We start from the raw sequence: 20,009 nt of genomic DNA, 5'->3' as shown, positions 1-20,009 counted from the left end.
GAGGCAAAATGTGTACACTGTCGAACAGCTAATTGACTCATTAGCGTACAATTAAACAATACTCCTAATTGAGTATTTTTATAATCTACTGTTAATCAGACACATAGACAAACAGGTACGTAACTTGCGGCTGGTTTTGCATAAATCTTCTCTTTATGCTCAGAAGTTATATAATTGTCGCCATCAGAAATTTGCGCCGCCAGGGCTTTTATAGCTTCATCAATATTTTTGGTTTAACGGCTGGCGTGCTTTCCAGCCTGTTTCTTTTGCTCTATATCAAAGATGAGCTGAGCTTCGATGCCTTCCACAAAAACACCGATCAAATATATCGTGTAGGCATGCACGCCTCTATTCAAGATACCAAAGTGGATATTTGCCAGGCCATGTCACCCATTGGGCCTACCATGAAGACAGATTTTCCCGAAGTAGAAAATTTTGTTCGGATCAACTACCCCGGAAGAGAGCTAGTAACCAAAGACGCCCAGCAGTTTTATGAAGAAAAATTCTATTTCGCCGATTCTTCTTTCTTCTCCATTTTTAGTTTTCAACTACTTAAAGGGGATCCAAAAAAGGCACTAGTTGAGCCCAATTCCATTGTGCTGACTGAAAGTGTCGCAAAAAAATATTTTGGCGACGATGAGCCAATAGGCAAGGTGATCAAAACAGGGTCTGAAGAGTGGCAAAGAATTGTTACCGGTGTGATGAAAGATGTGCCGACCAACTCACACTTTCAGCCCAGGGCACTTATCTCCTATAGCAGCTTGCCAGTACAAGGCCCTTCTGCGTGGGGCAACATCAACGACTGGGTATACCTTCTGCTTGCTCCTGGCACTAACCCAAAAGTGCTGGAAGCCCGATCCCCGGTGTTTATGGAAAAGTATACCGGTGACCTCTTCCGCCAGTTCAATGCAAAAGCCGACTTTTACCTTGAATCGCTGGCCAGTATTCACCTTTATTCTAAAAATGAAGGGCAAATTGAGCCCGCCGGAGACATCACCTATATATATGTTTTCTCCATCGTCGCTGTATTCATACTGCTTATTGCCTCCATTAACTATATGAACCTGGCCACTGCACGTGGCACCATGCGGGCCAAAGAAGTGGGCATCAGGAAAGTGCTTGGCTCCTATCGCAAGCAGCTCATGATCCAATTCACTGTGGAGGCCATGGTGGTGACACTTTTATCCGTTGTGTTAAGCGTGGTTTTGGCATTCTTCCTTCTTCCCTATTTCAATGAACTGGCTGACAAGGCAATCACCCGGGAGTTCTATAAGGATCCAGTTATTTTGCTTGCTTTGAGTGGGGTTTTGGTGTTTTTAGGTTTGGTGTCGGGAAGCTACCCGGCTTTCTACCTGTCCAGGTTCCAGTCGGCGCAAGTGCTAAAGGGCAGGGTCTCCTCTAAATCGGGGAATCCGGCACTAAGGAAAACGCTGGTGGTATTCCAATTTTCCATTTCGATCATTATGGTGATATGTACCTGGGTGGTGTACGACCAGCTCAACTTTATGAAAGAAAAGAATCTCGGCTTCAACAAGGATCAGGTCATCCGTATTCCGCTGGAAGGGCAGGAGGCACGCAAAAAACTTGACGTGCTAAAACAGTCGCTTTTGACTAATCCGGATATTTACAGTGTAGGCTCCGGATGGGCCACTCCCGGAGGTGACTTCAACCTGAACGGTATATTTGTGGAAATGGAACAGGGTGGTTTTACGGAAAAGGGGTTTATGAGCTGTCAGGTGGATGCTGGCTACCTCCCAACGCTTGAAATAGAAGTGGTAGAGGGGCGCAATTTTTCCGAAGGTACAAAGAGCGATACTTCCAACGCTGTGATAGTGAACCAGGAGCTGGCCAGGGAAATGGGCTGGACGGAGCCTATCGGAAAGCGGTTCAAGGTAATGACTGGTGACGGCCTGCAAACCCGGGAAGTAAAAGTGGTAGGCGTTATTAAGAACTTTCACCAGAGAGCTCTTCAGGAGCCTATCATGCCCATGATTATTCACAACAGTATCCAAAACGGTATTTTGCTGGTGAGGATTAACACGGCCAACACTGGCGATGTGTTAAGCTTTATCGACAAAACTTGGAAAGATATTATTACCAACAGACCACTACAGTATTCCTTTCTTGAGCAGGACTTCTATGAGAAATACCATGCAGATGAGTCGAAAGGCCAGGTTTTTGCCACGTTCTCCATTTTCACCATTGTTATTGCCTGCATGGGCTTGTTTGGCCTTGCTTCGTACACGGCAGAGCAAAGGAAAAAGGAAATCGGTCTGAGAAAAGTGATCGGCGCCTCAGTTTCCAGCATCATGCTACTGATTTCGAAGGACTTTTTGAAGCTGGTTGGCGTTTCTATTTTGATCGCCTTCCCTATCGCCTACTATGCCATGAGCAACTGGCTGCAAGAGTTTGAGTTCAGGATCAGTCCCAGCCCAATTACTTTTATTTCTTCGGCTGGCCTCATTCTGATTGTCACGCTGCTCACAGTCGGTTACCACAGCCTGGTAGCAGCTACAGGTAATCCTGTGGCCTCATTGAAAGACCAGTGAGGTTCATTAAAATATCTTTGTCAGATTCAGACTGAAGCCTGGCAGCACCATTTCGCCATCAAGAACCTTGTTGAATGGAGTTTCAATCATTCCTTCAGAGCGATAAATGTATGTCATCCTCTTTCCAGAGTCGATTAACCAGCCAAGACGACAACCATTGCTTTGATACTCTTCCATTTTCTTGTGTAACTCGGAAAGCCGATCAGAAGGAGGCATCAGTTCAATGATAAAGTCGGGACAAATTGGTGGAAACCTTTCTTGCTCTGCAAGTGAAAGTGCCTCCCATCTGGCTTTTGCAACCCATGATGCATCGGGGGATCGAATGGCTGCGTTTGGCAGCGTGAATCCGGTAGACGAATCAAATGTATATCCAAGGTTGGTTTGCTCATTCCACGCATCAAGCCTCGCACCGATGCGCATTCCCTTATTACCAATTAAACCCCCGCCTGGTGTCATAATGATAATTCTTTTATCGAAAGTTCGCTCAAACCTCAAGTCTCTGTTTTGATGGCAAAACAGATAAAACTCCTCCTCAGTAAAGGAGTCAAGTACTTTATCCGGAAATTTGAGTTCGAAAGAGTCCATTTCTTGCCTTTTATTCTAAGATAGCAAATCTGCAGATATGCTTGTAGAAGTATCAGGGAGTCGTACAGATTGTAATTCCAGCAAAAGGACTGCTGCCAGGTGCCCCTGGGATATATTCAATGTGAAGATTGAGCCCACGCCAAATGAGCAACAGCCCAAGACACGCAATAAAAATGGGAGCCAGCCTTCTTATGTTCAGCCAGCTGAGATGATTGGCTAACCCACTGCCATAGGAAATAGCCAACAACATGGGCCAGGTGCCCAGACCAAAGAAGATCATGTATAAGCTACTTTGAAAATAGTCGGCCATGGACAATGAACCGGCTATGGCAATGTAGACCATGCCGCAAGGCAGCAGGCCGTTCAATCCGCCAAGCCAAAGTTGGCGAAACGGACTATGGGAGGCCACAGCCCTACCCATCCATTTTCTTACACCACCTGATAGCCATCCGCTGGTTTTAGCACTAAGGTAGTGACTGTGAAACCGGGAAGAAATCAGGGGAAATATCACTGAAGCAAGCAGGCCAACGCCAATCAGGACAGAAAACCACTTTTGCAAACCTGCAAGTTGGGAGGCAAAGCCAAGACCACCCAGAATAAGGCCCAACAAAGCGTAGGTAAGAATTCTACCCGTGTGGTAGGTGATTTTTCCATAGCCGCTACCTCCTTTGTGAAGGGCAAAAACCAGTGGGCCACACATGCCTGCACAGTGTAGGCTGCCCAATAACCCGAGCACAAAAGCTGACCAGAGCGGCATATCAGATCACTATAGTTTTCTCTTCAAAGAAAGTCTGTCCTCCTTGTTGCCAGGAAATTTTCATTTTCCAAAGTCCCTTTTTTAGCTGAGAGGTGTCCATTTGAAAACTTCCTGTATCGTCCAGCTTCAGCAAAAACTTCTTATCAAGTTTGGCATCAGATGGACGAAACATAACGACTTCGCCAGTCAAAGCCATACCTTGCTCGCCGAACGAAAGCTCCAGCCGGTTCTCACCTGGCGTGCGGGTTACTTCAACTTTTGTCGATGATTCCTGTGCATTAGCTATGTCATCGATCCTCGATTGGTACTTGATTTCCTGCTGGTAGTAGTCGGTTGACACCAGCGACACATCCTGCCGCACACAAACCACCACAAGGCTGATAATAAGACCTGCAAATAGTACAAAGGCTACTGTAATCCAGCTTCCGAAGTTCATGGCTTTTTCTGTTTAAAGGGCCCTAGAAAGTTTGTCTTTATCTCATCAAGCAACTCTCCGTCTCTATAGAGTTGTATCACCAGCTTATTACTGGTTTCGGTCACATTCTCTCGTGGCAGGTCAATAAAGTAAACGGACTCCAGGTTGCTGGCTGCCGGTATCACCAGGCCTTCGCCCCCTACCCGGTCAATCGTGCCTCCGTTGGCGTCTTTCAGCTTCACTTCTATGTGAATATCCTCATAGGTTTTGTTCACAAACTGAATATTGTAAAGATTGGAGATCATTCCGTTTTCCTTCTCCTGATACAGCATTCCCGGAACACGCAGCATGGTAGCTTCCACGTCTGTTCGGGTGGTAAGCAGAAAGGCCAATAGCCCCAAAATTCCCACAAGGACTGCGGTGTAAGCAGCTATCCTGGTGTTGAAAGAAAACTTCTTCCCCTCACTGACCATGCTGTGACTGTAGTAACCAATGAGGCCCGTTGGGCGGTCAACTTTAGTCATCACCTCATCGCAAGCGTCAATACAGGCTGTGCAGTTGACGCACTCCAGCTGCGTGCCGTTTCTGATATCGATTCCTGTCGGGCACACGTGCACACAAAGTTTGCAGTCGATGCAATCGCCCTTAGGCGGCTCAGCTTTCGCTCCGGTTACTTCTTTCTTTATTTTTCCTCTGGGTTCGCCCCGCAACCAGTTGTAGGCCACAACGATTGACTCTTTGTCGAGAAGCACGCCCTGCAAACGGCCATAAGGGCAAACGGCAATGCAAGCTTGCTCTCTGAAATAGGCAAAAACCCAAAAGAAGATGCCTGTAAATGCAATAAGCCCAATAAAACCCGCCATATGCGCAGTGGGCGGCTGCGATACAATCGTAATCACCTCGTCAATCCCAATCAGATAGGCCATAAGGGTATGGGCGATAAGGGCCGAAATCCCCAAAAAGATGGACAGCTTGAGGCCCTTCTTCCAAATCTTTTCAAAATTCCAGTCTTGTCTGGCCAGTTTACGCTGCTGATTGGCATCTCCCTCAATCCAGTACTCAATTTTCCGAAAGACCATCTCCATGAAGATAGTCTGAGGGCACATCCAGCCACACCAAATACGGCCGAATACAACGGTAAAAAGAATCACAAACACAAAGAAGGCGATCATGCCTATTCCAAAAATGATGAAATCCTGAGGCCAGAATACCGTGCCGAATAGAATAAACTTGCGCTCGAAAATATTGAAAAGAAACATTGGGTGCCCCTTCCACGAAAGGAAGGGAGCGCCAAATAATAAACCTAACAAAAGCACTGTTACTGCTATCCTGTAAGTGTGGTACCTCCCTTTGGGCTTTTTAGGATTAATCCACACTCGCTTGCCCTGTTCGTCTACAGTGGCAATCGTGTCACGGTACAGTTCATCATATTCATATAAATCTTCCATCGCTTTTTTGGGATACTTACGTCTTGGCTCTAGTTTCCAGATTCCTGCCCTGCGGCTCCCGGCTCATAAGGATCTCCCTGGGGCTCTTTGGGGCTTGCCGGCGTAGTGCCTTGCATAGTCAGTATATAACTCGCCACGTCTCTGATGTCTGTTGGTTTCAAAGTAGCCTGCCAGGCGATCATACCCTTCTGCGGCACACCGTACTTGATGGTTTTGAATACATCGCCAATTGATCCCCCATGAATCCAGTAAACATCGGTCAGGTTAGGCCCAACGCCGCCGCCGCCGTCGGCAGCGTGGCACACGGCGCAGCTTTTTTCAAAGATATCCTTGCCGTTGGCTAATTCTGCCTCTACCGTGGTTATTTCAACACTGTTCTCATCCAGCTCGTTTACAGCGAGTAGCTTTCTGGCCTCAGCCTCCTCACTGGCCACCGCTAATTCGTTTTGATATTCCTCCTCCTGTAGGGGAAGTGTGTCAAAAACATGGTAGGCAAGCATATAAACCACTGCAAAAACTACCGATAAATAAAACATGTACTTCCACCATGGCGGCAGGTGATTATCGAGCTCTCTGATGCCATCGTAGTTATGATCGAGCAATACGGCGTCCTCTTTTTCAAGTGGCACTGCATCCGTCATTTTTTGATTAAACCTTGCCCAAAAGCCGGGACCCTCTTTATACGTTAAACCCTGGTCAGCTAACTCGCTCACTTTTTCCTTCCTGATTATCACTTTGATAATGGTGAGGGTATATAGCGCCACAACCAGTACAAGCACGGCCACAATGACCACAAGCGCCATGGCTGTATAGAGCAACAATTCAGGGCTATCGGAGGTGGCTGATGAAGCACTTGCATCCTGGCCAAAGCCAACCGCAGGTGCCAGCAATCCAAAAAGCGTTAACCACGTTTTCGGCTTTTTCTTTAGCAAGGCCAAAAGTCTATTTAAGTGTGTCATGATTCAACTGGTTAGGGGTGGAACTTTGATCGCTATCCATAGGGAGGTGGCTCATTTCATCTATATAGTCTTTGTCTGCCAACCAGACCCAAAGCAATAACCCAACAAAGAAGGCGAAGAAGATGGCCAGTGAAACAAGCGGCCAAATCTCTATGCCCGTGATTGATCTTAATACTTCCTTATACATGGCTAGTTTCCTCCTTCTTGGGTTGACGATACATTTTGATTGGCAACTCCCTTCACTTTGATGTCAGTGCCCAGGCGTTGCAAATAGGCGATGAGTGCGATGATTTCTGCCTCCGGAGCGATCTCTATGCCATCCTTCTTCAGGTTTGTGGCTATCAATGCGGCTTGCTTACTCATCAACGCATTGGCCTGATCCTCAAACCCCTCCTCGTAAGGTACCCCTACATGGCGCAAAGCACTGATCATGGCCGGAGTTAAGTCGGCATCTACCTGTTGTTCAAACAACCAGGGATAGGGAGGCATAATAGAGCCGGGCGACATGGATGTGGGGTCAAGCATGTGATTGAAGTGCCATGAATCGGGGTACTTGGCGCCTACCCGGTGCAAATCGGGCCCGGTACGTTTAGAGCCCCACAGGAATGGATGGTCATACACAAACTCTCCTGCCTTAGAATATTCTCCATAGCGCTCCGTTTCCTCCCTGAATGGGCGCACCATTTGAGAATGGCAGGTATTACAACCCTCCCGGATATAAATATCTCGGCCGTGCAATTCCAATGGTGTGTAAGGTTTCACGCTGGCGATAGTGGGCACATTGGATTTGATCAAAAATGCCGGCACAAACTCAATCACCCCGCCGATTAAAATGGCAACAAGTGCCAGACTGGTAAAAATAATCGGCTTGCGCTCCAATACGGCGTGCCAATGTCCCCCAACAATTTCCCTTTTCTCAAGCGCTGGTGCTTCCGCTGGCTCATTGGCAATCAGCTTACCAGCATAGGCTGTTTTCACTAGGTTATAAGCCATTACCAGCACTCCAATGATGTAAAGCAAGCCACCAACAGCCCTCAACATGTACATGGGCACAATCTGAGTGACAGTTTCAAGGAAGTTAGGATACTGCAAGAAACCGTCTTCTGTGAATTGTTTCCACATCAAGCTTTGGGTGATGCCTGCCCAATAGAGTGGCAAGGCATAGAAAATGATACCAAGGGTGCCAATCCAGAAATGGAAATTGGCGAGCTTATCGGAGAAAAGCTTTGTCCCATAAATCCGTGGGATCATCCAGTAGAGCATGCCGAAAGTAAGGAAGCCATTCCAGCCCAGGCCACCTATGTGCACGTGGGCAATGATCCAGTCGGTGAAGTGAGCAATGGCATTCACATTTTTCAGTGAAAGCATAGGCCCCTCGAATGTTGACATACCGTAGGCGGTAACTGCCACCACCATAAATTTCAATACTGCATCTTCACGCACCCTGTCCCAGGCACCACGAAGCGTTAGCAGGCCATTGAGCATACCACCCCACGAAGGAGCCAGGAGCATGATGGAGAAGACAACACCGAGTGACTGAGCCCAATTGGGCAAAGAGGTATAGAGCAAGTGGTGAGGGCCTGCCCAGATGTAAATAAATATCAAAGACCAGAAGTGAATAATAGACAGCTTATAAGAGTAAACTGGTCTGTTAGCCGCCTTGGGCAGGTAATAGTACATCAAGCCAAGGAAGGGTGTGGTAAGGAAAAAAGCCACGGCGTTGTGACCATACCACCACTGAACCAGTGCATCCTGCACACCAGCAAAGGCTGAATAGCTTTTGAACAGGCTTACCGGCCATGCAAACGAGTTGAAAATGTGAAGCACAGCAACGGTGACGAATGTGGCAATGTAAAACCAGATGGCCACATACATGTGCCTCTCCCGCCTCTTGAGGATGGTGCCTATCATATTGATGCCGAAAACGACCCAAATGAGGGCGATGGCAATGTCGATCGGCCATTCCAGCTCGGCATACTCCTTAGAGGACGTGAAACCAAGCGGCAATGTGATGGCCGCAGCCACAATAATGAGTTGCCAGCCCCAGAAGTGAATCCAGCTTAAGGCGTCGCTCAGCATTCTGGCTTTTAGCAGCCGTTGCAAGGAGTAATACACACCGGCAAACATAGCGTTGCCCACAAATGCAAAAATCACCGCATTGGTGTGCAGCGGCCTGATTCTACCAAATGTGGTGTACTGCAGGTCAAAATTGAATATCGGGTAAAAAAGCTGAATGGCCGCAGTAAGACCTACAAGCATACCCACGATACCAAAGACAACTGTGGCAATAGCAAAGTACTTTACTATTTTGTTGTCGTAGCTAAATTTTTCTAATTCCATATTTATAGAGGGTTAGCAAATGGAAACAGAGACAAAGCTATTTGCCATGCGCCGGGGGATGAATGACTATTCTTCCCGGCAAAACTGACATTTGTCATAATTGCCCGTGAGTAAATAAGACTTGGCCCAATAGGTGTATAGAAAAACAGAAATGTTTACATTACGTTAAACCACTACCCTACTTGACGAACTGGTTGAAAATGATAGAGAGAAAAGCTTTTTCTCGCATCCTGTGTGTTTGTTTGCTGCTTCTACTTTCATCACAAGCCCGTGCTCAGTTTTTAGGCTTTAGAATGAGCACAGGTGCCAAGGTGATCGAGTTTCCTTTTGAGCGATATAATAACCTGATTATTATCCCGGTAACTATCAATGGCAGGATTACTGTCAAGTTCATTCTCGACAGCGGTGTTCAAAACTGTATTCTGACGGAGCCCCTTGTCGCCTCTCTCCTCAACCTTACTTACGACCGCACCATCACCTTTACTGCTCCGGGGCAAGCGGACAGCATTTTGGCGCACGTGGCCAAAAATGTGCAGCTTAAGCTCCCCGGCATTGAAGGACAAGGCATCTCCATGCTGGTGCTTGATCAGGACTACCTCAACCTAAGCAATCAGCTTGGCACCGAGGTATTCGGCATCATCGGGTATGAGCTGTTCAGCCGGTTTATCATCGAAGTCAATTATGACAAGAAGGTGGTAAAATTCTACGAGCCTAATTTTTTCAACCCAAAAAAATACTATGAAAAAGTGCCACTCATTGTTCGTGGTACCAAGCCCTATATGGCTGCCGAAATCACTCAAAAAAATGGAACCAAAATGAATGTGGCCCTGATGGTTGATAGCGGCGCCAGTCACGCAATTTTACTTGATCAGAGCACCAGTTCGCTGATTCATCTGCCAGAAAAGAACCTTGAGGCGAGCCTGGGCAAAGGCCTTGGTGGCGATATAGAAGGCGTAGTGGCCAGGGTCGACAAGGTGAAGATTGGTAAATACAGCTTTGACCAGGTGATCGCTTCCTACCCAAATGAAGGTTCGTATGGCCTCGTTCCGGAAGAAGCTGAGCGTAGAAATGGCACCGTAGGAGGTGAAATCCTCAGCAGGTTCAATCACATTTACGACTACTTCAGTCAAACGCTTTATCTCTCAAAAAGCGTTGAGTACCAAAAGAAGTTTGAGTACGATATGAGCGGGCTGGAAGTGGTGGCGCATGGCACAGAGCTCAATCGCATCAGGGTCGTTAATGTGAGGGAAAACTCGCCAGCGAAAAGAGCAGGTGTGATGGAAGGCGATATTATCAAAACGGTGAACGGCCTGACTATAACCAATACAAGCCTCAACTTTCTTACCACGCTCATGCGGCTTAAAAAAGGGAAAAAAGTTACGCTGAGGCTGCTGCGAAACGCAGAAGAGGTAAAGGTCACTTTCCGCCTGGAACGAATGATCTAGAAAAGAAAGTCCCTGTACACCGCCGTTATGAAGGCTCTGCTATTTTCGTAGGCGGTAGCAAAAGCAGACTCGTCAGTAAATTCACTTTCTACCACTTTGTTCCTGTCGAAGTCGAAAGCGAAATAGCCATTGGCGTCCACCCAACCATAGCCGTTGTGGTGCTCGTACATAGCAAAGCCCGCCGACCCTTTGTTGAGCAAATCCTTACTGAACCGATAGCCGGAAACTTCACGATCTATTTGGTTTAATAGCGTTTTGGCAAGGTCATATTGAGAACCTATTTTATCCACTTTGGCTCCCCGAAACTCCTCTTTGATCACTCCTCCCCACCAAATCATGGGAATGTGGTACATCTTATCATTGTAAGGAAAGGGGTTGTATTCGTTGGTGCGACCATGATCTGCTATCAACACAAACAAGGTCTTGTCGTAAATAGGCGAATGCCTGACCTTTTTAAAAAACTTACCCAAATGCTCGTCGGCATACGCAATTGTAGCAGCATAGGCCGCCCACTCCCCACCGGTTGGCCAGTCGGTCAATCCGGGTATGTCGTAAGGTGAATGACTGCTTAGTGTAAAGAGTGAATAGAAGAAAGGCTCATCTCCTTTGCCAGCTCGCTCCAATTGATCGTAAAAATAAGGCAGGGTAGCTTCATCGTGTGCCCCCAGTCGGCCCCGTGGCTGCAATGTGCTAAGCGAGTCTTCGTCGAACAACTTGTTAAACCCGGCATTCACCAGATATCCCCCGATATTTCCAAAATCGAGGTCGCCACCATAGTGGTATTCCGAATTGTAGTCACCGAGGCTCCGGGGCAAAGAAGGCAGGCTGCGTATTTTCTCATCCTGCTGATTGATGGGGCTGCGAGGCAGGGCCGGGTATCCGCTAAAAATGGATGCGTTCCCTTTTTGCGACGTCCATGACGCCGCATATACCCGCTCAAAAAGAATGCCTTCGCTGGCCAGTTTCGAGACACTTGGTGCACCCACCCCACCAAGCGCCTCCACCATTTGGGCCGACCAGCTTTCGAGCACTATAAACACAATATTGAAAGTGTCCTTTTTAAGCACTTTTGTAGTCAGGCTATCGTGGTCATTCAGCAAGGCTCTTGTAATATCGTTGGCCTTCTCCTGTGGATATTTACCAAAGAACTGATCAAGGTTGCCCTTGCGGTAGCGCAGCCATTTGTCTCCAAAGTTCCAGATGGTGTTAACCGAGGCATCGTTGACAATATGGTAGTTAGAAAAATAGCCATTAGATATACCTAACGGATACCTGCCCAAACCCCCTCTTATAGCCACAATAAGCAGAAAGGCATAAAAAAGAAGCGCTGGAAGGCCAATGGCAAAACGCCGGAACCAGGAACCCGGCGCAGCTACTGGAACTGCCCTCTTCAAAAGTTTGCGGTACAGCAGCCAGACAACAAGCCCCAATACCAGCACCATCAGAGCAAACTCAACCATGTAAGCGGGAGTCGCTGTGCGAACCACCTCGGTAGGGTGGGCAAGGTGCACAAAGACCCGTGAAGAAAGCTTCGACTTCCACTCCTGGTACGTAACCGTTTCACCTACATGAATAAGAATGGTTAGGGCTGCAAATAGCAGAATCAGCACGGTGATGACTTTAGTCAGCACGGTTCTCGCCCGCTGATGCCCGACAAAGAGAAAACCCAGGCTTAGTAAAAAGGGGATAACGGTAAAATAAGCAGCCGCAGAAAGGTCAAGCCTGAAGGGCATATAGAAGGCCCGGAGCGTTTCCTGGAATCCAGCTTCGCCCGACATCTCCGGAAAATAGAAGACAACGAATAGCAACCGCTCGAAAAAGAAGAGGGTGAAGAAAAATCCCAGCACTCTGAGCACAAAGGCTCCAATGTTCAGAAAACTCTTAACCGGGGTGCTCCCCTCAGGTGAAAACAACATTTATCCGTGTGCTAAAGTGTCTATCGTTAACCTTTTGGTTGCGCAAAGGTAACTTTTAGTTAACGATTACCTTACGGCTATTTTTCGGTTTTGTTCTCGTCTTTTTTGATGTTGTCGTCGAACAGCATTCTCACAGATGGCCCGTAAGTGTCTTCGTACTGGCCGCTTTTCATTGCCCAAAGAAATGCGATAAGAAAAACGATCGCCACAACTACACTGATGCTGATAAGAAGGATAATAATTTTCATCTGTTACGTGAGTTTAAGGCGGCCTGCCACCAATCGGACTAAAACAGTACTAAGAGCCACTATGCTGATGCTGCTAACAGGCATAAGAATGGCAGCCAGCAGGGGGGTGAGCATGCCTGTCATGGCAAAACTTAAACCCACAATATTGTAGGCAAATGATACACCAAAGCAAATAAAAATAATTTGTCTGGCTCGTCTGGCGAACAACAGAAACGTTGGAAGCCGCTCGAAGCTTTTGGCATCCAAAATAGCATCGCTGGCTGGCGAAAAGCTGGCCACATCTTCGCTGATGGCCATGCCCACATCGGCCTGCTGAAGGGCACCAGCATCATTCAGGCCATCGCCCAGCATCATTACTTTTTCAGCACTAGCCTGACAAGTAGCCACGTATTCCAGCTTCATTTCCGGTGTCTGATTGAAATACATGGGTGTTTCCTCGGGAAAAACCTCCTTCATCAACGTCTGTTCGGTGGATCTGTCGCCGGAAAGCAGCGTAGTTTTGAAACTCGCTGCCAGCTTTTGTATTACTTGCTTCAGTCCACCTCTTGTTTTTGTGCGAATCGAAAAGTGACCCCGGGTAATTCCATCAATGGCCAAATAAACCATATTACCCTCAGTGATTGACACCCGGGCCTCCTCAAAGCAAAATGACGGAGAGCCAATGCGATACGCCTTCCCGTTGACGGCCGCTTCAATACCTTTGTTCTCAATTTCCTTAAAATTATCAACCGGCAGCTTTTGAGCAAAGCGTTCCGAAAGGTGCTCGTGCAGTTTACGGCTCAGTGGGTGGGTGGAGTGACTGGCCACCGAAAAAATGGCTTGAAGCTCGTCGTCCGAGTAGCGCCCACCCAATGTCACTTCCCCGTCCTTTGCATAGGTAAGCGTGCCCGTTTTGTCAAAAACCAGGCGATTGATAGTCGCCATTTTCTCAATGATGTGCGTATTTTTTAAATAGAGTCCGGCTTTGCCCATCATCACCATCGCATTGCCAAGGGTAAATGGTGTCGCCAGCGCCAGCGCACAGGGGCAGGCAACAATAAGCACAGCTGTAAATGCATTTACCGCCATCGTGGGCGACTGTTGCCACCAAAAAATAAACGCTCCGGTGGCCAGCACCATGACGGCCATAGTAAAATACCTGGCAATTACATTGATTAGCTGCTGGTATTGTTCCTCATTTTCCTTTACAAAGGAGCTATGGTTCCAAAGCTGGGTAAGGTAGCTTTGCGACACATCCTTTTCAATCAGCACTTTGATAGAAGCGCCCTGCTGGCGGCCGCCGGCATACAGCAAGTCATTCTGTGTCCTTTTTACAGGGTCGCTTTCGCCAGTAACAAAGCTGTAGTCTACCGAGGCCGAAGGGCTGATGAGAATGCCATCAGCTGGTATCAGTTCTTTGTTTCTAATCAGCAAAATATCGCCTTTCTTAATGTCAGAAACGGGGATGTTTCTGGTTGCACCGTTTACCCACTTGAGCACCGCCAGGGGGAAGTAGGAGGTATAATTTCGTTCAAATGAAAGATGGTCATAGCTCTTGCTCTGAAACCACTTGCCAATAAGCAAGAAGAACAGCAGGCCCGCAAGCGAATCGAAATAGCCTGCCTCTCCTCCTAAAAACACCTCATAGGTGCTCCGCAAAAAAAGGGCAGCAATACCAAGAGAAATGGGCACGTCTATATTGACAAACTTCTTTCGCAGGCTCTTAAAAGCAGAAACGAAATAGTCCTGCGCAGAATAGAACACGACAGGAAGTGCCAAAAGGAAATTCAGATAGCCAACAAATTGTTTGAGATAATCCTCGTCACCATCGAAGCCGAGGTATTCAGGAAAGCTTAGCAACATAGTATTGCCAAAGCAAAAACCCGCTACACCGAGTTGTGCATAGAGCTTACGGTTGGGTGAGGAAGCTTTCTTCTGTTCTTTTGCTTCGTCTTCGAGTGTAATGAGCGGGGCATAGCCAATAGAAGCCAGTAACTCTACGATTTTTCTTAGGCTTACATTGTCCTGCTGAAAGGCTATCGTAAGCTCCTTCTTCACAAAGTTGACCCTGGAGCTTATCACCGAACTCTCCAACCTTGGGAGGTTTTCCAGTAGCCAAAGGCAAGAGCTGCAGTGAATTGCTGGAATATAAAAGGTCACTTTTGTGGTCTTGCCGTCAGTGAAGTCAATCAGTTTTTTACTGATTACCTCCTCGTCAAGAAATTCGTAGGCCTCACTGGATTTTGGCTGCTTCAAGCTCAACCCAGGGGTTTTCTCCAGTTCGTAGTAGTCGCAAAGTCCGTTGTCCTGTAGTAGCTCGTAAACTGTTTTGCAGCCCTCACAGCAAAAGTGCTTTTCGTGGGCCGAAATAGGCTCAAAGAGGCACTCATCACCACAGTGATAGCAATAAGTTTTCTCTGCAACAGGCTTCTTTGGGAGGGTTGTCTGCATGTTCCAAAATTCGAGGACAATACACTGCAAGGTTATGATATTGCTTTTCTCATGTAATGATTTTTGTCAGTTTGCTGCAAAGGGTTAAACAAAGCAGGCACTCCGTTCATTTTAAACTATATTTCTAGCTCATGAAAGACGTTATTATCATTGGAGGTGGGCTAGCCGGTCTGGTCAACAGCATACTGCTGGCCAGAAACGGGCTACATGTGCTATTGGTCGAAAAAAAAAGCTACCCCTTTCATCGGGTATGCGGAGAATACATTTCGAATGAGGTGGTGCCTTTTTTGCGGCGCAATGCACTCTATCCTGGCGATTTCGAACCCGCCTCCATCAAACAATTCAGCCTATCTGCCATTTCTGGCAAACAGGCCTCAGTGTCCCTTTCTATGGGTGGCTTTGGCATCAGCCGGTTTCAATTCGATCAGTTTCTTTATGAGGAGGCACTGGAGAGTGGTGTACAGTTTGCCCTCAATCAATCTGTTGACGACGTATCGAGAGAGAACCAGGGCTTTGTGGTAAGTTATGGCAATGGTCAGTCGGCCAGCAGCAGGCTGGTGATTGGGGCGCACGGCAAACGGTCTAAAATTGACAAGCAGTTCAACAGGCCTTTTATGGAAAAGAGGTCGCCCTTTATTGGCGTGAAATACCATGTGAAAACAGATTTCCCAAAGGATTTGATAGCCCTTCACAATTTTCCAGGGGGATACTGCGGCATTAGTAAGGTTGAAAATGACACTTACAATGTTTGCTACCTGAGCCGCACCGAAAATCTAAGAACGTTCGGAAGCATCGCAGAAATGGAAAAGGCTGTGCTTTATCAAAACCCGAGGCTGAAGGAGCTTTTCGAAAATTCCGACTTCCTGTTCGATGCCCCTCAGGTGATCAACGAAATATCTTTTGAGAAAAAAGAGACGGCAAAGAACGGTGTGTTTATGTCGGGCGACTCGGCTGGACTGATCACTCCCTTGTGTGGCAACGGTATGGCCATGGCCATTCATTCGGCTAAAATTTTGTCAGAAACAATTACTTCCCACCGCCGGAATAATGCCTTTGACCTGGCGGCCATTGAAAAAGAATATGCTCAGAAGTGGAAGCAGCAATTTGCCAGGCGGCTTTGGATAGGCCGTCAATCGCAAAACCTCTTTGGCACTCATTTTACCTCCAATATTGGGGTGGGGCTGGTAGGTGGCTTGCCATTTTTTGCCAAACGCATTATCGCTCAAACGCATGGCCGACCTTTCTAAGTAAACAGCCAAAGCCAGGAAAAAAACAGGTTGAGGCTGACGGCAGAATAGAAGTTCAACCGCATGGTGTTTCTAAAGTTTGCCTGCTTTCTATCGTTTCGCACCCCGCCATACCACCAGAGAAAATAGGCGAGCACCGGGCCCATGGCCACTGCAAAAGCCAATGCGGTGGTCATTCCGTAGCTCGTCAAAAAATAGTAGAAAAAGCCGCCGCTTGCAGCCGTGAAACAGACGGCTGTAAAATGAAAAGTGCCCAAAACACCGAGCTTACGGCTCAGCGTCTCATCTCCTCTTCTTCCATCCTCCTCGTGTTGATACACCTGGGTCATGGGATACGAACCCCAAAGCAAGGCAGAGGATAAAAAAGCAGGTACGAAATATTTGGCGTTCAGAAATAACTCAGGGGAAAAGTCTTTCAAGCCTACTACTACCAGCATAAACGTGAAATACCCTTGAAAGAAGCCGGCAACAAGCCAGCCAAGCAATGGCTTCTTTTTCCAGCGGGTAAGCGGGTGGCTGTAGGCTTTCGACGCCAGTCCATAGCCAAAAAGCATCAGTGCAAATGCCCAATTAATCATAAAACCGGCGACAAGAGCTACGGCATCGAAGATCAGCGACGTCCAGTAAAGTTCCTCAGATACTTTTGGCGGATGCTCCAAACCACCAATGCTTTCTTCATCTTTATCAAAATATGAGTTAAAGCCATTGCTGGCAGGGTAAAGGAAAAGGTGAAGTATTAAGAAAATAATCCCGGTCAATAAAAGACCATCAGGCTTTACAGTCGCACAGGCAAACACAAATACCGGTAATAAGTAGAAGGAAAAGGGTATGCGAAGATGAAGCCAGGTAGCCTTTTGTAACATATAATAGCCAAGTGTTTGAACAAGTAAGGCTAAATTTAGCTTATTATACCATCTATGGAATCTAATATTCTCGGAATAGGCACCGCTACCCCCGCTCATCGCTTTAGTCAAAGCGAGATTTTGGGTTTTATGATTAAAGCGCACGGGCTAACCAGGAAAGATGCCACAAGATTGGAGGCACTTTATCGGGCTTCCGGTATTCGATACCGCCATTCGGTGCTCGACGACTATGGTGCGGCAGTAGATGACTTCATTTTCTACCCCAAAAACGAGCGCCTGGAGCCATTTCCAACCATCAGCTCAAGAATGGAGCGGTACAGACAGGAGGCACTTCCTCTTTGCCAAAAAGCTGTAAGCGATCTCGAGAAGGCTATCGGGCTGACGCCAAACTGGCAAAACGAGGTAACGCACCTTGTTACTGTTAGCTGCACGGGTATGTATGCTCCGGGGCTCGACCTTGAGTTGCTAAAACAACTCGGTTTAACAGGTGATGTGCAACGCACAGCCATCAACTTCATGGGGTGCTACGCTGCATTCAATGCCATGAAAGTGGCCGACAACATCTGTCGCTCGCACAACGGTGCACAAGTGCTTGTCGTTTGCGTGGAGCTGTGCACATTGCACTTTCAGAACCAGCCAACAGAAGACAACCTCCTGGCCAATGCCCTTTTCGCTGATGGGGCGGCAGCCATGCTTATATCCGGAAAAAAGAAGAACGGAGTCAACCTCACCTTTGCAAACTTCCACTGTGATGTCGACACAACGGGAGAAAATGACATGGCCTGGCAAATTGGCGACTTCGGCTTCGAGATGAAGCTTTCAGCCTATGTGCCCGACATTGTAAAGGGTGGCATCGGAAAACTAACTGAAAAACTTCTGAGACAACATGGTGGCTCCGCAGCGGCCGTGGACTACTTTGCCATCCACCCGGGAGGCAAGCGAATACTTGAATCCATCGAAGAGGCCATTGGCATAGAAAAGGCGCAAAATTGGGCGGCTTACGAAATACTCCGTGAATTCGGCAATATGTCGTCACCCACCGTGTTATTCGTTTTGAAAAGGGTCATGCAAAGCCTGTCGGAAAAAGATGAAGGGAAAAAGGTGCTTAGTTTCGCCTTTGGGCCTGGCCTAACGCTCGAAAGTATGCTGCTCGAAATCAATGTCGGAAGTAATGCCTGATTTTTCCAGCCGCTCGGAAGAACTGGAATGGATGGATGATCTTAGCTCCTCGGGAGACATTATTGTCCAAACTCTCAAAGAGCTCGACACTATCAACAGGTTACTTGGCGGCAATAATATCAGCCTGAGTGGGCTAAAAAAGCTACTAAGTCGGCACCCTGAAAAACGAAAGGAAAAAATAGTCATCGCCGACATTGGCTGTGGAGGCGGCGATATCATGAAGCTGCTTGCTGGCTGGGGTAGAAAAAACAATCTACAATTGGAGTTGATAGGCATTGATGCGAATCCCCATGTGTTGGAGTATGCCCGGGAGAACACGAAAGATTTTCCTGAAATCAGGTTTGAGCAGGTTGATATTTACTCGAAGTCGTTTTCCAAACTAAAATTTGACATTATCCACACCAGCCTTTTCACGCATCATTTCCCCGAGTCCGAGCTCATTGCCTTCTACTCTCAATGGATCGGGCAGGTGAACATGGGCATTATCAACAATGACCTGCACCGCCACTGGTTTGCGTACCACTCCATCGATTGGTTAACAAGAACGTTTTCCCGCTCGCCCATGGTCAAATACGATGCCCGGCTATCCGTGCTCAGGTCATTTCTCAAGTCCGACCTTGAGCAAATACTCCATAAAGCCAAGATTCAATCTTACGATATTCAATGGAAATGGGCGTTCCGTTGGGAATTAGTCATATATGCCTGATATTTGAGCATGGCGCATCAGCACGGACACCATCATGGGCATCAACACCATCACGAGCACGACAGCTCGGGAAAGCTTCGGGCTGTTTTTTTCATCAATCTGATCTTTGCCATTCTAGAGTTGATTGGCGGCCTGTTGACAAATTCCATGGCTATTTTATCGGACGCCCTTCACGATTTGGGTGACTCCATGGCCATAGGGCTCAGCTGGATTTTTGAGCGGATTTCCAGAAAAAAACGGGACAAAAATTTTAGCTATGGTTACAAGCGGTTCTCACTCATTTCGGCTACCATTAGCGGCCTCATTCTTTTTGCCGGTTCTGTCATTATCATCATTGAAGCAGTTCCACGTTTCTGGAACCCAGAGCCAGTACAAACTTTTGGTATGCTGATTTTTTCTGTGTTGGGTATCCTGGTCAACGGTGCTGCTGCGTGGAAAATGTGGGGCGGAAAAACCGCCAACGAAAAAGTGGTAAAATGGCACCTGCTGGAAGACGTGCTTGGCTGGGTGGCAGTACTGATCGGCTCCATCGTCATACATTTTACCGATTGGTATTTTATCGATCCCTTGCTGTCGATAGGCATAGCAGTTTTCATCTTGTTTGGTGTATATCGCACATTGAGCGAAACCATCACCATATTTCTGCAGGCTGTGCCAGACGATGTGTCCGTGAAGGCGATCCACGATCAGTTGATGGCCGTCAACCACGTCAGTGATGTTCATGATATTCATGTGTGGACAATGGACGGACAGTATAATGTGCTTTCGTGCCACCTGGTAGTGGAAGATGACGCTTCATCTCAAGTTGTCGCCGCTGTCAAAAGGGACGCCCGCAAAGTTGCCACCTCTTTTGGCATCAACCACCAGACCTTTGAGGTGGAGACCACGAAGGATGTATGCGAATATGAAGATTGTTAAAAGG

Annotated in this window: 17 protein-coding genes; 6 read left to right on the top strand and 11 right to left on the bottom strand. The window is 47.4% G+C overall.

The genetic code is table 11. The features are described 5' to 3' along the window. Positions 1 to 155 precede the first annotated feature (155 nt). Positions 156 to 2,549, top strand: coding sequence for an ABC transporter permease (locus RIF36_RS18490; RefSeq protein WP_350129692.1), 2,394 nt, complete (start codon positions 156 to 158; stop codon positions 2,547 to 2,549). 6 nt (positions 2,550 to 2,555) lie between these two features. Here RIF36_RS18490 and RIF36_RS18485 read toward each other — a convergent pair whose 3' ends face one another. From RIF36_RS18485 to ccoN, 7 genes are read right to left on the bottom strand one after another with little or no spacing between them, the layout of a single operon-like run. After that, a complete protein-coding gene (locus RIF36_RS18485; protein ID WP_350129689.1) occupies positions 2,556 to 3,134 on the bottom strand; it encodes a Uma2 family endonuclease in 579 nt (192 codons plus the stop codon). 52 nt (positions 3,135 to 3,186) lie between these two features. Then, positions 3,187 to 3,891, bottom strand: coding sequence for a sulfite exporter TauE/SafE family protein (locus RIF36_RS18480; protein WP_350129686.1), 705 nt, complete (start codon positions 3,889 to 3,891; stop codon positions 3,187 to 3,189). A 1-nt stretch (position 3,892) separates the two neighbouring features. Continuing rightward, on the bottom strand, positions 3,893 to 4,327 hold the full coding sequence (locus RIF36_RS18475) for a FixH family protein (RefSeq protein WP_350129683.1): 435 nt from the start codon (positions 4,325 to 4,327) through the stop codon (positions 3,893 to 3,895). After that, positions 4,324 to 5,754: a cytochrome c oxidase accessory protein CcoG gene (ccoG, locus tag RIF36_RS18470; RefSeq protein ID WP_350129680.1), complete on the bottom strand. Its 1,431-nt coding sequence runs from the start codon at positions 5,752 to 5,754 to the stop codon at positions 4,324 to 4,326. The genes RIF36_RS18475 and ccoG overlap by 4 nt, the downstream gene beginning before the upstream one ends. 29 nt (positions 5,755 to 5,783) lie before the next feature. Continuing rightward, positions 5,784 to 6,713 (bottom strand): cbb3-type cytochrome c oxidase N-terminal domain-containing protein, encoded by a 930-nt coding sequence (locus RIF36_RS18465; protein WP_350129677.1) that lies wholly within the window; start codon positions 6,711 to 6,713, stop codon positions 5,784 to 5,786. Next, positions 6,697 to 6,900 (bottom strand): hypothetical protein, encoded by a 204-nt coding sequence (locus RIF36_RS18460; protein WP_152001526.1) that lies wholly within the window; start codon positions 6,898 to 6,900, stop codon positions 6,697 to 6,699. The genes RIF36_RS18465 and RIF36_RS18460 overlap by 17 nt, the downstream gene beginning before the upstream one ends. A 2-nt stretch (positions 6,901 to 6,902) precedes the next feature. After that, a complete protein-coding gene (gene ccoN, locus RIF36_RS18455) occupies positions 6,903 to 9,053 on the bottom strand; it encodes a cytochrome-c oxidase, cbb3-type subunit I (RefSeq protein WP_350078848.1) in 2,151 nt (716 codons plus the stop codon). Between the two features lie 200 nt (positions 9,054 to 9,253). On the opposite strand from ccoN, the gene RIF36_RS18450 reads away from it, so the two are divergent. Further along, positions 9,254 to 10,498, top strand: coding sequence for an aspartyl protease family protein (locus RIF36_RS18450; protein WP_350078850.1), 1,245 nt, complete (start codon positions 9,254 to 9,256; stop codon positions 10,496 to 10,498). Here RIF36_RS18450 and RIF36_RS18445 read toward each other — a convergent pair. The 3 genes from RIF36_RS18445 to RIF36_RS18435 form a co-directional block, all read right to left on the bottom strand. Next, positions 10,495 to 12,414, bottom strand: a complete 1,920-nt coding sequence (locus RIF36_RS18445; RefSeq protein WP_350129674.1) for an LTA synthase family protein — start codon at positions 12,412 to 12,414, stop codon at positions 10,495 to 10,497. The genes RIF36_RS18450 and RIF36_RS18445 overlap by 4 nt on opposite strands. 77 nt (positions 12,415 to 12,491) lie before the next feature. Beyond that, positions 12,492 to 12,662, bottom strand: coding sequence for a cbb3-type cytochrome oxidase assembly protein CcoS (gene ccoS / locus RIF36_RS18440; protein ID WP_152001522.1), 171 nt, complete (start codon positions 12,660 to 12,662; stop codon positions 12,492 to 12,494). Positions 12,663 to 12,665: 3 nt separating this feature from the next. Next, a complete protein-coding gene (locus tag RIF36_RS18435) occupies positions 12,666 to 15,092 on the bottom strand; it encodes a heavy metal translocating P-type ATPase (protein ID WP_350129671.1) in 2,427 nt (808 codons plus the stop codon). A 131-nt stretch (positions 15,093 to 15,223) separates the two neighbouring features. Here RIF36_RS18435 and RIF36_RS18430 point away from each other — a divergent pair, with 131 nt between their 5' ends. After that, the gene (locus tag RIF36_RS18430) at positions 15,224 to 16,339 is read left to right on the top strand and encodes an NAD(P)/FAD-dependent oxidoreductase (RefSeq protein WP_350129668.1); all 1,116 of its coding nucleotides are present in this window, start codon (positions 15,224 to 15,226) and stop codon (positions 16,337 to 16,339) included. Here RIF36_RS18430 and RIF36_RS18425 read toward each other — a convergent pair. Continuing rightward, positions 16,336 to 17,202, bottom strand: coding sequence for a UbiA family prenyltransferase (locus tag RIF36_RS18425; protein ID WP_350129665.1), 867 nt, complete (start codon positions 17,200 to 17,202; stop codon positions 16,336 to 16,338). The two genes, RIF36_RS18430 and RIF36_RS18425, sit on opposite strands and share 4 nt — an antisense overlap. 54 nt (positions 17,203 to 17,256) lie before the next feature. On the opposite strand from RIF36_RS18425, the gene RIF36_RS18420 reads away from it, so the two are divergent. From RIF36_RS18420 to RIF36_RS18410, 3 genes are read left to right on the top strand one after another with little or no spacing between them, the layout of a single operon-like run. Beyond that, positions 17,257 to 18,381 carry a type III polyketide synthase gene (locus tag RIF36_RS18420; RefSeq protein ID WP_350129663.1) on the top strand — a complete coding sequence of 375 codons (1,125 nt, stop codon included), beginning with the start codon at positions 17,257 to 17,259 and terminating at the stop codon, positions 18,379 to 18,381. After that, positions 18,374 to 19,087 (top strand): methyltransferase domain-containing protein, encoded by a 714-nt coding sequence (locus RIF36_RS18415; protein WP_350149497.1) that lies wholly within the window; start codon positions 18,374 to 18,376, stop codon positions 19,085 to 19,087. The genes RIF36_RS18420 and RIF36_RS18415 overlap by 8 nt, the downstream gene beginning before the upstream one ends. 9 nt (positions 19,088 to 19,096) lie before the next feature. After that, positions 19,097 to 20,005: a cation diffusion facilitator family transporter gene (locus RIF36_RS18410; RefSeq protein WP_350129657.1), complete on the top strand. Its 909-nt coding sequence runs from the start codon at positions 19,097 to 19,099 to the stop codon at positions 20,003 to 20,005. Positions 20,006 to 20,009 lie beyond the last annotated feature (4 nt).

It is taken from the genome of Imperialibacter sp. (genome assembly GCF_040222815.1).
GTDB lineage: Bacteria > Bacteroidota > Bacteroidia > Cytophagales > Cyclobacteriaceae > Imperialibacter.
This window is presented reverse-complemented; position numbering and strand designations above follow the sequence as displayed.

What these genes read in the sequence shown, in the direction of transcription:
- RIF36_RS18475 (WP_350129683.1), bottom strand. Translation starts at nt 4,327, where the DNA reads ATGAACTTCGGAAGCTGGATTACAGTAGCCTTTGTACTATTTGCAGGT.
- RIF36_RS18420 (WP_350129663.1), top strand. Translation starts at nt 17,257, where the DNA reads ATGGAATCTAATATTCTCGGAATAGGCACCGCTACCCCCGCTCATCGC.
- RIF36_RS18480 (WP_350129686.1), bottom strand. Translation starts at nt 3,891, where the DNA reads ATGCCGCTCTGGTCAGCTTTTGTGCTCGGGTTATTGGGCAGCCTACAC.
- RIF36_RS18490 (WP_350129692.1), top strand. Translation starts at nt 156, where the DNA reads ATGCTCAGAAGTTATATAATTGTCGCCATCAGAAATTTGCGCCGCCAG.
- RIF36_RS18415 (WP_350149497.1), top strand. Translation starts at nt 18,374, where the DNA reads ATGCCTGATTTTTCCAGCCGCTCGGAAGAACTGGAATGGATGGATGAT.
- RIF36_RS18425 (WP_350129665.1), bottom strand. Translation starts at nt 17,202, where the DNA reads ATGTTACAAAAGGCTACCTGGCTTCATCTTCGCATACCCTTTTCCTTC.
- RIF36_RS18435 (WP_350129671.1), bottom strand. Translation starts at nt 15,092, where the DNA reads ATGCAGACAACCCTCCCAAAGAAGCCTGTTGCAGAGAAAACTTATTGC.
- RIF36_RS18445 (WP_350129674.1), bottom strand. Translation starts at nt 12,414, where the DNA reads ATGTTGTTTTCACCTGAGGGGAGCACCCCGGTTAAGAGTTTTCTGAAC.
- RIF36_RS18450 (WP_350078850.1), top strand. Translation starts at nt 9,254, where the DNA reads ATGATAGAGAGAAAAGCTTTTTCTCGCATCCTGTGTGTTTGTTTGCTG.
- RIF36_RS18410 (WP_350129657.1), top strand. Translation starts at nt 19,097, where the DNA reads ATGGCGCATCAGCACGGACACCATCATGGGCATCAACACCATCACGAG.
- ccoS (WP_152001522.1), bottom strand. Translation starts at nt 12,662, where the DNA reads ATGAAAATTATTATCCTTCTTATCAGCATCAGTGTAGTTGTGGCGATC.
- RIF36_RS18465 (WP_350129677.1), bottom strand. Translation starts at nt 6,713, where the DNA reads ATGACACACTTAAATAGACTTTTGGCCTTGCTAAAGAAAAAGCCGAAA.
- RIF36_RS18485 (WP_350129689.1), bottom strand. Translation starts at nt 3,134, where the DNA reads ATGGACTCTTTCGAACTCAAATTTCCGGATAAAGTACTTGACTCCTTT.
- RIF36_RS18430 (WP_350129668.1), top strand. Translation starts at nt 15,224, where the DNA reads ATGAAAGACGTTATTATCATTGGAGGTGGGCTAGCCGGTCTGGTCAAC.
- ccoG (WP_350129680.1), bottom strand. Translation starts at nt 5,754, where the DNA reads ATGGAAGATTTATATGAATATGATGAACTGTACCGTGACACGATTGCC.
- ccoN (WP_350078848.1), bottom strand. Translation starts at nt 9,053, where the DNA reads ATGGAATTAGAAAAATTTAGCTACGACAACAAAATAGTAAAGTACTTT.
- RIF36_RS18460 (WP_152001526.1), bottom strand. Translation starts at nt 6,900, where the DNA reads ATGTATAAGGAAGTATTAAGATCAATCACGGGCATAGAGATTTGGCCG.